General features: G+C 41.5%; 8 protein-coding genes. All 8 read right to left on the bottom strand.

What is annotated here, in order from left to right; translation table 11 throughout:
* Positions 1-224: 224 nt before the first annotated feature.
* The 8 genes from MHB56_RS06030 to adhE all read right to left on the bottom strand — a co-directional run bounded on the left by MHB56_RS06030 (position 225) and on the right by adhE (position 12,651).
* Positions 225-1,016, bottom strand: coding sequence for a response regulator transcription factor (locus MHB56_RS06030; protein ID WP_036682908.1), 792 nt, complete (start codon positions 1,014-1,016; stop codon positions 225-227).
* A complete protein-coding gene (locus MHB56_RS06035) occupies positions 994-2,847 on the bottom strand; it encodes a cache domain-containing sensor histidine kinase (RefSeq protein WP_076129629.1) in 1,854 nt (617 codons plus the stop codon). Before MHB56_RS06035 ends, MHB56_RS06030 begins: the two co-directional genes overlap by 23 nt.
* A gap of 28 nt (positions 2,848-2,875) precedes the next feature.
* On the bottom strand, positions 2,876-3,706 hold the full coding sequence (locus MHB56_RS06040) for a carbohydrate ABC transporter permease (protein WP_036682912.1): 831 nt from the start codon (positions 3,704-3,706) through the stop codon (positions 2,876-2,878).
* A complete protein-coding gene (locus MHB56_RS06045; protein ID WP_036682917.1) occupies positions 3,706-4,590 on the bottom strand; it encodes a carbohydrate ABC transporter permease in 885 nt (294 codons plus the stop codon). Before MHB56_RS06045 ends, MHB56_RS06040 begins: the two co-directional genes overlap by 1 nt.
* A gap of 128 nt (positions 4,591-4,718) precedes the next feature.
* Entirely contained in the window at positions 4,719-6,125 is a 1,407-nt protein-coding gene (locus MHB56_RS06050) for an extracellular solute-binding protein (protein WP_076129628.1), read from the bottom strand.
* 436 nt (positions 6,126-6,561) lie between these two features.
* Positions 6,562-7,299, bottom strand: coding sequence for a pyruvate formate-lyase-activating protein (gene pflA, locus MHB56_RS06055; RefSeq protein ID WP_036682920.1), 738 nt, complete (start codon positions 7,297-7,299; stop codon positions 6,562-6,564).
* A 216-nt stretch (positions 7,300-7,515) separates the two neighbouring features.
* The gene (gene pflB, locus MHB56_RS06060; RefSeq protein WP_036682923.1) at positions 7,516-9,777 is read right to left on the bottom strand and encodes a formate C-acetyltransferase; all 2,262 of its coding nucleotides are present in this window, start codon (positions 9,775-9,777) and stop codon (positions 7,516-7,518) included.
* Positions 9,778-10,029: 252 nt separating this feature from the next.
* On the bottom strand, positions 10,030-12,651 hold the full coding sequence (gene adhE, locus MHB56_RS06065) for a bifunctional acetaldehyde-CoA/alcohol dehydrogenase (RefSeq protein ID WP_341143376.1): 2,622 nt from the start codon (positions 12,649-12,651) through the stop codon (positions 10,030-10,032).
* Between the last annotated feature and the right edge of the window lie 379 nt (positions 12,652-13,030).

Raw genomic sequence — 13,030 nt, forward strand, 5'->3', positions numbered from 1 at the left:
CGAAGAGGGGTGAGGGAGAAGGAACGGAGAGGAAGTTTGGAACTGTAGGAGCGTAGCGTTCGCCTTTATCCTCGGATTTCAACCGCTAATAGCGGTTTCTAATCAAGAAATCTGAGGATAACAGCGACCGGAAGTCCAAACATTCCTTGGAGCGACGCTAACCTCACCACTCAGCAACAAACATTCCTTGGAGCGACGCTAACCTCACCACTCAGCAGCTAACCTCACTGCACTTCGGTCCGGCATCGGTCGCGATACTCCTTAGGCGACATTCCTGTCTGCTTCTGAAATACCTTGGTAAAATAACGCCGCTCCTGATAGCCAACTCCCGAGCCAATCATCGTAATACTCTTATCGCTGTTAGTTAGCATAAACTTAGCAGCTTCAATTCGTTGTAGGGTCACGTATTCCACGAAGGTCATAGCAAAACGATTCTTAAATAAGAGACAGAAATAACTGCCACTAATCCCGATCTTATTCGCCACTTCCTCAATCCCAATATCAGAATGGAGATGTTCTGTGATGTACTTAGCTGCTTGGTTCATCAGCTGATCCGGTGTTTTTTTGCCAGAATCATCTTCACCTTCAGGGATTTCCTGAAAAATTGGAATGCTATTATACAGTTTATTCTTAAACTGCTTACTACGGATCTTAGCCCCAATCTCCCGTACCTTATTGCCAAGCTCTTCATAATGTATCGGCTTACAAATATACTCTTTAACACCTAGCCGAATCGCTTCCCGTGCATAATCAAACTCCTGATATCCGGTAAGAAGCAGCACCTCGCTATCCAATCCCATCTCCCGCAACTTACCGATAAAAGTTAACCCGTCCATCACTGGCATACGGATGTCACATAACACAAGATCAGGCTGTTTCTCCTCGGCAATACGCAAAGCATCCATTCCGCTTCGCGCCATACCGACAACCTCCATCCCCATCTCCTGCCAAGGCAACACCCTGTTCAGATTATTCAGAATTGGGGCTTCGTCATCAACCAATAATACTTTTAGCATAATGATCTTCCCCCTGCTCGTATTTAGGTATGACACATTGGATAATAGTACCATGACCTGGACTAGAACAGATAAATATTCCGTACCTGTCACCGTATTCAATGCGGATGCGATCTGCTACACTGCGAATACCAAGACCTCTGCGTTCAAGATTCATCCGGTTATCCCGTTCAGCCTTAACTTCTTGCTCCACAGGATCATTCACAATATATTGAAAAATAGCCAACTGAGACGGTGTAATACCAATACCATTATCTTCAATACGTAAAATCAAATCCCCCTGCTTCTCCCAAACCTTCACAGAAACATGACCTTTGTAATCAATGCCCTCAAATCCATGTTGAATGCTGTTCTCTACAAGCGGTTGTAACGTGAGTTTAAGGATACCGCAACTCATCAATTCATTCGGAATATCGATCTCGTATTCGAACAAATCTTCAAAGCGGAATTTTTGTATATCCAAATAATTGCGTAAATGTTTAACTTCTTCATCCAGTGTAATCTCTTCCCGATCCTGAATGCTGATTCGCAAAATACTGGCCAGCCTGTAGACCATCTCACTAACTTTTTTGCCTTCATTCTGTATAGCGAGAACATTGATTGATTCTAATGTATTGAATAAAAAATGTGGTTTAATCTGTGCCTGCAGAACACGCATCTCAGCTTGATTCTTGCGACGCTGCTCCACATGAATTCTGTTAAACAATCCATTGATTTTATCCATAAGATCATTAAAACCCTTAGCAAGCAGCGTTAGCTCATCATTCCCTTTAACTTCTACCCTAGTGGTCAGATCTCCGTCTTCAACCCGGCGCATAAAACGAACAATGACAGCGATGCCGCCGGTAATCCGGTTCATAAAAAATAAATTGAAGATCACAGCTGCCAATAAGCAAAGAAAAATCACAGCGACGAACCAGCGAGCAAATACTGTAACTTCATGAGACAACGTATCCCAAGAAGTCACAGATACCAGACTCCATGGATAGTCCTTCAAATGATACATGGAAAGAATGCTTTTCTCCCCGTTGTACTCTGTTTTGAAACTCTGAAACCCTTTTTTAAAGGTAATCTCTTTATCCGCGAAAGACTGGAAGTCCTGTCCATCCAGCTTTTGATCCGGGTCAAAAAGAATCATTCCATCATCATTTACAAGCATAAAGGAAACATCCTGATTGCTATCCCCAATTTTTAAATTGCGAAATATGGATTCGAACTCCCAATTCTTGATCTGCACAACTAGGATACCTATGTTCTGAAAGAAGCTCAATTCCTTCACTAGCCGAATTTGTGTAAACACAGGTTCAGTACCCGTAAGCTCGGGATACTCGTGAGGAGCCAGCCATTTCGGCACACCATTTAAGTCCATAACTTCCTGGTACAGATCACTTTTTTTGAATGTATCATAGGGTAGCGTTCGGAAATTTTCCTTGTTAAAAAGCGACACGATTTCAGAGTTACCTCTACCGTTAAAATTGTACAAAAATGCATAGCTGATCGATGGATGATTAAACAACAGACTACGGAAATTGCGCTGGCTCGCATTCAGATTCAGTTGCTCAGCATCAGTCAAATCCTGGTTGTTAGGATCATCTGCACTAAGGGCCATATGAAACACCGAGGTAGCAATTCCGTTGTCTGTAACGTTATCCATATCTTTTAATACATTAGAAATACTGTAACTAATCGCTTTAAGTGAGTATTCCGACTGCTGGCTGTACTTTTTTTCAATAGAATTATAAGTCACAAAAAACATAAGCATGCCTAGAATAAATAAAGGAATGATAATCAGGCCCAAAAATGCCGTAAATAATTTATAGCGCAAATTCATCGGCTAGTGCTCCTGACTGAGAATAAAGTTATCCTTTTACGCCGCCCGCTGTCACACCTTCAATAATCTTCTCCTGAAGAATTGCATAAATGATAATTACCGGCAGTACGCTGAAGACGATACCGGCTGACATTTGTGCATAGTTCATCTGGTATTGATCCCGGAATTGGACCATACCTACTGGAAGCGTTCGCAGCTCGTCATTCGACAGGAAGTAGTTAGCTAGCAAGAACTCGTTCCAATTTCCCAGGAAATTAACAATGAATACAGTAACCATAGCCGGAACCGTTAGAGGTACAATAATTCTAGCAAAGATACCCGGTGCCTTCAAGCCATCCATGACCGCAGCTTCTTCTATTTCTCTAGGTAAGTTTCGCATAAATGCTGCTAAAATAATGATGGTAAATGGAATCGCATTGGCGATATAAGGAATGATCAACGCCCAGTGGGTGTTCAGTATTCCTAACTTACGTACAATCGTATAAATCGGCAGCATTAAAGCATTATTCGGGATGAGCATTCCTACTAAAACCAGTGAGAACAAAATAGTATTCCATTTCCCCTGACGCATCCGCGTAACCGCAAAAGCAAACATAGACGCAAGCAGAATGGACACTACAGAGGCAAGGATCGAAATGTACAAACTGTTGAAAAAGTAAGTACTAATCTTGGCATTTACCCAAGCCTCCACGTAGTTATTGAAGACGAATTCCTTTGGGATGCCAAAAGGATTAAGCGCAATCTCATTATTATCCTTTTTCACAGATGAGAATAATACGAATAGGAAAGGAAACAGGATCACTAACAAATAGAATAAAAGGGCAATATGTGGCAGACTCTTTTTCAGGGCGCGTGGCATCAGTATTCAATCCTTTCTGTACGACGTGCAATCAGCAGCTGATAAAGGACTGTAACCACCAGTGTAAACGCAAAGATCAGGACAGCGATGGCATTTCCGTATCCATACTTAAAGTTCGTGATCGCATATTTAATCATGTATGTTGCCATTACATCGGTTGAACCTGCCGGTCCACCTTTAGTCATAACAATGACGATATCCGCAGCCTTCATTGCTCCAGCAATCGATAGCATAATTACAACCGAGATGATTGGTACGATTAGTGGAAGCGTGATACGAGTAGCGCGTTGAAATCCAGTTGCGCCGTCAATGGCTGCAGCTTCATCCAATTCACCAGGAATAGCTAGAATCGCCGCTAGGACCATAACGATATAAAATCCAGTCCACTGCCAAGCATTCGTCAACAAAATAGAAAGCATTGCAAATCTTTCATCTGACAGCCAGTAAATAGGATTAATTCCTACTAGACTAAGGAGCTTATTAAAAAGTCCAATGTTGGGCTCATAGATAAACCCCCAGAGAATACCGATAACCGCTGTAGACATAATGGAAGGCATAAAGACTGCTGTCTTATATAAGCCCTTTAACTTCTTCACATTAGAAATTAATAACGAGAAGAATACGATCAACGGTACCTGTATACATACGGAGAAAAGAATAAACCAACCGTTGTTTTTAACGGATATCCAGAATCGTTCATCTCCTAGAGCTTTCTCATAATTACTTAATCCGGCTGATTTAACCGTCTCCGATACACCGTTCCAACTAGTAAAGCTGTAATAAATAGAACTAAAAATGGGGTAAATGAAAAACATCGTGAACAATATCAATGCTGGAAGAACGAAAAGGAAAAATACCACTGGATTTCTTAATGCTTTATTCATGACTACCTCCGGTTGCTTTGACATCTGGCGAATAGTGAATGCTTCAGATCAAGTGCAAACACATATTTTCTTTGATTTTAAAAATGTACCCTGGATTTAGCACCAGGGTACATTCAGTTTGCAGCTATTTATTCAACTGCTGCGTTTGCTTCTTCTTGTACCTTTTGCAAAGCTTCGCCCATTTTCTCAGGAGTCGTCTGATCGCCAATCAGTTTTTGAATTTGAATGTTACTAATTTCTGTAGTTACATCAGCTTGAACAAGAGAGTCAAATGCTGGGAACGAAGATTGTGAGTTGTTAAGTACACCTACGATTTCGCTCATCAGATCATCAGTAATATTCTCATTCAATACGTTTTGGTCAATCTTCATTGCTGGCAATACACCATCTTCAACAAGTCCGCGCAATTGCATTTCTTCATTAAATAAGTTTTTAATAAAAGATTTCACAGCAGCCAATTGACGTGGATCTTTCTCAGCAGATGCAGAGAAACCATAACCATTGTTCACATCGCGCATCAATGCAGTTTGGTCACCCGCTCCGCCTTCAACTGCTGGGATGTTGAAGAATCCAACTTTACCAATCAAACCTTCGCCAGATTGGCCCGTTTTAAATACGGAGGATTTCCAAGTACCATCATACAGCAGGATCGCTTCACCACTAGTGAATTGTGTTGTGTATTCAGCATATTCAAAGCCAAGTTCGCCTTTTTTGAAGTAGCCTTTATCAACCCATTCTTTGTATTTCGCAAATCCTTTTACTACATTTGGATCAGACCATTTAGCTTCGCCTGTTGCAAATTTAGCAGTTACATCCGGACCTGCATAACGTGACCACAGGTGGTTAGCTAACATAAGTGGTACCCAACCAGCTTTGGATGCACCAGCCAAAGGTACTTTTCCATCAGCCTTGATATCAGCCAATTGTTGTTCCAATTCAGCAAATGTTGTTGGAGCCTTCCAGCCCTTGCTTGTATAGTATTCTTTGTTATAGAAGAAACCTTCACCAGAACCACCGATTGGCAATCCATAGATTTTTCCTTCATAAGTGAAAGGATCAAGATTTGAGAATTTATCCTTAATTCCAAGTTCCTCAAGGATTGGAGTCAGGTCAAGTAATTTACCTTCTTTAGCATAGATCTTGGAGTCAGGGCTACCGAACAGATCGAAGATTTCCGGTGGATTACCCGCAGCCATTTCACCACGCAATTTTTCTTTACGGTTTACATCTGAATCTACCCCATCGAGTTTAAAGGTCAGACCCGGTACATCCTCTTGTACTTTGTTAACTACTTCTTCGAGAATAGCCAGACGTTTCTGCTTGTCTGCACCGATTTGAGTGTGACGAATCGTCATTTCAAATGGCTCGTTATTTACCGGTTCTTCTGTTGCTGGAGCATTTGTAGCGGCTGAGTTAGTCGCGGTAGCGTTTCCATCTCCTTTGTTAGAAGACGCATTGTTGTTGCCTCCGCAACCAGTCAGTAAAGCTGATGATACGAAAATCAGGGACAATAGCAAAGTCATACTTTTTTTCATTTCTTGTGACCCTCCCTATATATTGATGTGCTTTACACTTCTTATTATAGAAAACAGACTTCATTATCGTAAGGTTAAGATTCATCCACTATAGGGATAAAAATCTCTAATGTAAGCGGAATCAACTACATAATAAGTTATATTATATGACACAAAAATGTTAAATCGCTTTATTCATTTGTTTTTTTATCACAAAACTTTGTTTTTACTCTAGAAACGATTAATAAAAATATCTAACTAGTCACATTACCTGACATATTTATTTATCATTCACCCCATAAACCACGTGTAACTATAGCATGTCTTTATTAGGAATAATATAAAATTCCCCCTCAGAGGAGCTTTATCCCCTCCCTTTTTACTTCCTCATAACAAAAAACCGCACCTTCAGTGATCAACCACTGAGGGTACGGTCTCTCTTAAAAATAGATATCTATTATACCAATGCCGTTTGCTTACGACCTTCTTCGACCAAGCGATATGCCCGTTGCACTTCTTCTTCTGTTGGAGAAGGTACTCCATCCAGTTCATAAGCTTTGCCGAGCATTTCCCATTTATAGATACCCATCTGATGATAAGGTAAGATTTCGAATTTCTCGACGCCATTTAAGGTCCCAATATAACGACCTAAGTTAATCAGATCCTCTTCACGATCGTGAATACCAGGTACATATACATGTCGGATCCACATCTTACGATTATGGTCTGAGAGCCAGCGTGCAAGCTTCAAAGTTCGATCATTGGATTTACCGGTTAACTTGATATGCGCTTCTTCATCAATATGCTTCAGATCAAGCATAACCAAATCTGTAACGTCCAATAAGTCATTAATCTTGTCACCTTCGTTGTAGCCATTACTATCTAATGTGGTATGCAGATTCCAACGTTTTTTTACTTCCGTGAATAACTGCTTTACAAATTGCGCTTGCAAGGTTGGTTCTCCACCGGATACAGTTAACCCGCCACCGGATGAACGATAGTAGTTTATATATGGCTCGATCTCCGAAAGTACTTCTTCTAGAGTCATTTCTTTACCTTCATCTAAAGCCCAAGTATCAGGGTTATGGCAATACTGACATTTCAGCAAGCAGCCTTGCATAAATAAGACAAATCGAATACCAGGTCCATCAACGGTTCCAAAGGTTTCCAAAGAGTGTATGCGACCTTTAATCATAGGATGTCATCCTTTCGCCACGACAGACTAACAGTCCCTTTTTCAACGATGAAGCTCCCTGTCCTTGAGACTGTCATATCCCTATATCGCGGCAATAAAATTTAAAATTTTAACAATTCTCAAACAAGATATTACCGCCCTTGAGACAAGGGCGGTATCTTCCTTGCAATTATTTCAATGTAGTACTAATTCAAAGATCTTCATGACAGAAACAAATTACATCGAACCGTGGAATGTACGGTTGATTACATCCATTTGTTGTTCACGAGTCAGCTTGATGAAGTTAACTGCATAACCGGATACACGGATAGTCAATTGTGGATAGTTCTCTGGGTGCTCCATAGCGTCCATCAGCTGTTCACGGTTAAATACGTTAACATTCAAATGCTGAGCGTTGTTATGGAAGTATCCATCCATCATGTGTACCAGGTTAGACTTACGGGAATCCTCGTCTTTACCAAGCGCCTTAGGTACGATGGAGAATGTGTTAGAGATACCATCTTGTGCATCGGAGTAAGGCAGTTTAGCTACAGAGTTCAGGGAAGCCAAGGCGCCTTTCTTGTCACGTCCGTGCATTGGGTTAGCACCTGGTGCGAAAGGTTCACCTTTCTTACGTCCGTCAGGTGTAGTACCTGTTTTCTTACCGTACACTACATTCGAAGTAATGGTCAGTACCGATTGAGTCGGCACAGAATCACGATATGTTTTGTTTTTACGGATCATAGTCATGAAGGTTTCAACCAATTCTACTGCGATGCTGTCTACAGCATCGTCATTGTTACCGTAGCAAGGGAATTCGCCTTCGGTTTCGAAGTCGATCGCAATACCTTGTTCGTTACGAATAGGTTTTACTTTGGCGTATTTAATTGCGCTTAGTGAGTCAGCTGCAACGGACAGCCCAGCAATACCACAAGCCATCGTACGCAGAATGTCACGGTCATGCAGCGCCATTTCGATACGTTCGTAAGAATATTTGTCATGCATATAGTGAATGATGTTCAAAGTGTTAACATAAGTTTTAGCCAACCACTCCATCATCGGTTTGAAACGTTTCATTACTTCGTCATAATCCAGATATTCAGAAGTGATCGCTGGGAATTCCGGTCCAACTTGTGCTCCGGATTTTTCGTCTATACCACCATTGATAGCATACAGCAATGCTTTTGCCAGGTTGGCACGAGCGCCGAAGAACTGCATTTGTTTACCGATACGCATTGGAGATACGCAGCAAGCAATTGCATAATCTTCACCCCAGTATGGACGCATTACATCGTCATTTTCATACTGAATTGCACTAGTTTCGATGGAAACCTTGGCGCAATATTTTTTGAAGGCTTCAGGCAATTTTTCGGACCACAGTACAGTTAAGTTTGGTTCCGGAGCTGGACCCAAGTTGTACAGGGTGTTCAAGAAACGGAAGCTGTTCTTGGTAACACGAGTTGTTCCGTCTTCAGCCATACCACCGATGGATTCAGTTACCCATGTTGGGTCGCCGGAGAACAGATCATTATAGTCAGGTGTACGCAAGAATTTCACGATACGCAGTTTCATTACGAAATGATCGACGATTTCTTGTACTTGTTCTTCAGTCAAAGTACCTTCAGCAATATCGCGTTCTGCATAGATGTCCAAGAAAGAGGACACACGGCCCAAGGACATCGCCGCACCATTTTGTTCTTTAACTGCTGCCAGATATCCGAAGTATACCCATTGAGTAGCTTCTTTGAAGTTGGTCGCTGGTCTGGAAATATCCATACCATGAGCGGCTGCCATTTCTTTCAATTCGCCAAGTGCACGAATTTGCTCGGACAGCTCTTCACGCAAACGAATGATATCTTCAGTCATGGAATCAACTTCAAGCTCAGTTTGTTGTTGTTTTTTGTCTTTAATGAGGAAATCAATACCGTACAGAGCAATGCGGCGGTAGTCGCCGATGATGCGTCCGCGTCCGTAAGCATCAGGAAGACCTGTAATTACGCCGGATTTACGCACAGCTCTCATGTCTGGTGTATATGCATCAAATACGCCTTGGTTATGCGTTTTGCGAATGTTCGTAAACATGTCAACGATGTTTTGTGGAAGCTCGAAGCCATAAGCTTTCGTAGCATCAACCATCATCTTGATCCCGCCGAATGGCTGGATGGAACGTTTGAAAGGAGCGTCAGTCTGCACACCTACAATTTGTTCCTTGTCTTTATCAATGTAGCCTGGAGCATGTGAAGTAATTGTGGAGACAGTATCTAGGGAAACATCCCATACGCCGCCTCTTTCTCTTTCTTCCTTGCTCAATTGGGAAATAATCTTCCACAGTTCAGTTGTGTTACTAGTAGGTCCTACGAGGAATTCTTCATTTCCCTCATAAGGCTTAATGTTACTTGCGATAAAGTTGTTAACGTCAACTTTTCTGGACCATTTACCTTTTGTAAAACTTCTCCAACCGGATTTCACTTCTTGTACATCTTTTTCAATCACCGACATGCTAAATCCCTCCATCTATATTTATAATATTTGTAGAGATCGCGGGCTTGAAGGTTGATCCCGTGTCTCGTGATCCCAAGAAAGATATGGTTGTTCGAAAATTCACAATCATTGTTCCATGTATGGGACCGTTGTTTATATAAACATTTTAGTTTATTTTCTATAAATAGACTGTGACAAATATCACCTTTCGGGTGATATTTGTCACTTATATCTAATCCACAACCATCCTATTATCTACTTAACCAAATATTAATTATCAAATCTTCCGTAGAAAGCATTACGGTATACATCTGCAAGTTCAGATACCAGTGGCAGCTTAGGATTGGCAGTTGTACATTGATCTTCAAATGCACGGTCAGCCAAGTAATCTACACGGGATTCAAAATCCTTAGGATCAAAGCCCAATTGTTGGAAGGATTCTTCGATACCCAGTTTTTTGTTCATGTCGCGAATAGCATTGATCAGGCTAGTTACACCTTCTTCAGTTGTGCGAGCTGGCAATCCCAGAATACGGGCGATTTCTGCATAACGCTCGTCAGCTACGAAGTGTGAATATTTAGGGAACGAAGCGAACTTCGTAGGTTTCTTAGCATTGTAACGAATAACGTGTGGCATAAGGATCGCATTAGTACGACCGTGAGCAGTGTGATATTGACCGCCCCATTTATGCGCCAAGCTGTGGTTAATACCCAGGAAAGCATTAGCAAAGGCCATACCAGCAAGTGTTGATGCGTTATGCATTTTTTCACGGGCAACTCTGTCGCCTTCAAGAGCCGATTTTTCAAGGTATTGGAATACCAATTGGATTGCTTTAATTGCCAGACCATCCGTGTAGTCACTCGCCATAACAGATACATAAGCTTCGATGGCATGTGTCAATACGTCCATACCTGTATCAGCTACAGCAGTTTTTGGCAAGCTATATACGAACTCTGGATCAATGATAGCTACGTCTGGAGTTAGCTCGTAGTCAGCCAAAGGATATTTAGTGTGTTGTTCAGTTGTTTTATCGGTAATAACTGCGAAAGATGTTACTTCCGAACCCGTACCCGAAGTAGTTGGAATCGCTACAAACTTAGCTTTGTTTCCAAGTTTAGGGAATTTGTAAACCCGTTTACGGATATCCATGAATTTTTGTTTCAGACCGTTAAAGTCAGCGTCTGGATGTTCATAGAATAACCACATTCCTTTTGCAGCATCCATTGGGGAACCACCGCCAAGTGCGATGATGCAGTCCGGTTGGAATCTGTTCATCATTGCTGTACCTTTTTCAACTGTAGTTGTCGATGGATCTGGTTCAACTTCCGAGAACACTTCGATCGCTACAGGAGTTTGGCGTTGACGCAGGTAATGTTCAACTCTCTCAACATATCCAAGCTTAACCATCATTGGGTCAGTGATAATTGCGACACGTGTGATATCAGGCATTTTGGTCAGGTACTGAGTAGCGCCTTTTTCGAAATAGATCTTGTCAGGTACTTTAAACCATTGCATATTCACGGTACGACGATTCACCCTTTTCACGTTGATCAAATTGATTGCTGTAACGTTTTGCGACACGGAGTTACGACCATAAGATCCGCAGCCCAGCGTCAACGAAGGGATGTTAGTGTTATAGATATCGCCGATCGCACCATGAGTGGAAGGCGAGTTAACGAGAATACGTCCTGTTTGCAGACGGTTAGAGAACTTCATGATTACTTCTTCGTTGTTGGAGTGGATAGCCGAACTATGGCCCATACCACCAAATTCAACAACTTGTGCTGCGCGTTCAATACCTTGATCTGCGTTTTTAACTTTGTAGCAAGCAAGCACAGGACTCAATTTTTCAGCGGACAATGGATATTTAGTGCCTACACCTTCAAGTTCTGCTACCAGAATCTTAGTGCCGGCAGGAACTTGAATGCCGCACATTTCAGCAATTTTCACTGCGGATTGTCCAACGATTGCTGGATTAACCGCACATTTATCAACGTTCATAGCGCCGCTAGTAAGTTTGGCAGCTTCTTCTTTGTTAACAAAGTAGCAGCCATTAGCGATCATTTTCTTTTTCACTTGATCGAAGATTGGTTCTTCGATAATAACAGCTTGCTCGGAAGCACAGATCATACCATTATCAAATGTTTTGGAAAGAATGATGTCCGTTACGGCTTGATCGATATCCGCGCTCTTTTCGATGAATGCAGGTACGTTACCAGGACCTACGCCAAGAGCTGGTTTACCACAGCTATAAGCTGCTTTTACCATTGCAGAACCGCCTGTTGCGAGAATAAGTGCAACGTCAGGGTTGTTCATCAAAGCGTTTGTTTTGTCCATCGTTGGCATTTCAATCCATTGGATACAATTCTCAGGTGCGCCAGCTTTTACAGCCGCATCATGAAGAATTCTAGCAGCTGCTGCACTACACTCTTGCGCAGATGGGTGGAAACCGAATATAATAGGGTTCCGTGTCTTAATCGCAATCAACGCTTTAAACATCGTGGTGGATGTAGGGTTGGTTACCGGTGTGATACCCATTACAATTCCGACGGGCTCAGCAATTTTTTGGAAGCTTTCATAAGCATTGTCTTCAATAACGCCTACTGTTTTATCGTATTTAATTCCGTGCCAGATATATTCTGTCGAGAAGATGTTTTTAGTAATTTTGTCTTCGTAAACCCCGCGGCCAGTTTCTTCTACAGCCAATTTAGCGAGGTACATATGTTTGTCGAGTCCAGCCAACGCCATTGCATGAACGATTGTGTCAACTTGCTCTTGATCCAGCGCCATGAATGCCTCATGTGCTTTTTTCGCTTTATCCACCAAAGTCTGAATATACTCTTCAGCGGTAGTTTGTTTAACTTGGGCGGCGACTTCGTTCTTAACTGCCATCTCCCTCGTCCTCCTGTCAATTTTTAGGTTGTTTTTCTCTACACATTTATCTTATCACATCATTTCCACCTTGTATAGTGAAATCTTTCACAAAGTATAAAGTTTTTTTGATTTGTTTTCAAAGCGCTTTCATTCGATCATATTATAGGTTTTTTACCATTATTTGTGCTTTATTATTCCTTAAATCTAAAGTTTATGTTTAAAAAGACAAGAACCGATACCCATTTTCTACCTTTTCGCTCGCAAAAATATTTTAAAAATACAAATCTAATTTTGTTGACACTCTATTTTTCTCATGACCCTCTAAAAAATAGTCGGAAGCCATCCGTTGGGTTGATTTATAAAAATATCAATAATATAAACATAAAAAAACCGACTC

Source organism: Paenibacillus sp. FSL H8-0315, from assembly GCF_038005365.1.
In the GTDB taxonomy this organism is placed as follows: domain Bacteria; phylum Bacillota; class Bacilli; order Paenibacillales; family Paenibacillaceae; genus Paenibacillus_AQ; species Paenibacillus_AQ odorifer.

Excerpts from the sequence above, each read along its gene's own strand:
- MHB56_RS06030 (WP_036682908.1), bottom strand. The coding sequence starts at position 1,016 with ATGCTAAAAGTATTATTGGTTGATGACGAAGCCCCAATTCTGAATAAT.
- MHB56_RS06035 (WP_076129629.1), bottom strand. The coding sequence starts at position 2,847 with ATGAATTTGCGCTATAAATTATTTACGGCATTTTTGGGCCTGATTATC.
- MHB56_RS06040 (WP_036682912.1), bottom strand. The coding sequence starts at position 3,706 with ATGCCACGCGCCCTGAAAAAGAGTCTGCCACATATTGCCCTTTTATTC.
- MHB56_RS06045 (WP_036682917.1), bottom strand. The coding sequence starts at position 4,590 with ATGAATAAAGCATTAAGAAATCCAGTGGTATTTTTCCTTTTCGTTCTT.
- MHB56_RS06050 (WP_076129628.1), bottom strand. The coding sequence starts at position 6,125 with ATGAAAAAAAGTATGACTTTGCTATTGTCCCTGATTTTCGTATCATCA.
- pflA (WP_036682920.1), bottom strand. The coding sequence starts at position 7,299 with ATGATTAAAGGTCGCATACACTCTTTGGAAACCTTTGGAACCGTTGAT.
- pflB (WP_036682923.1), bottom strand. The coding sequence starts at position 9,777 with ATGTCGGTGATTGAAAAAGATGTACAAGAAGTGAAATCCGGTTGGAGA.
- adhE (WP_341143376.1), bottom strand. The coding sequence starts at position 12,651 with ATGGCAGTTAAGAACGAAGTCGCCGCCCAAGTTAAACAAACTACCGCT.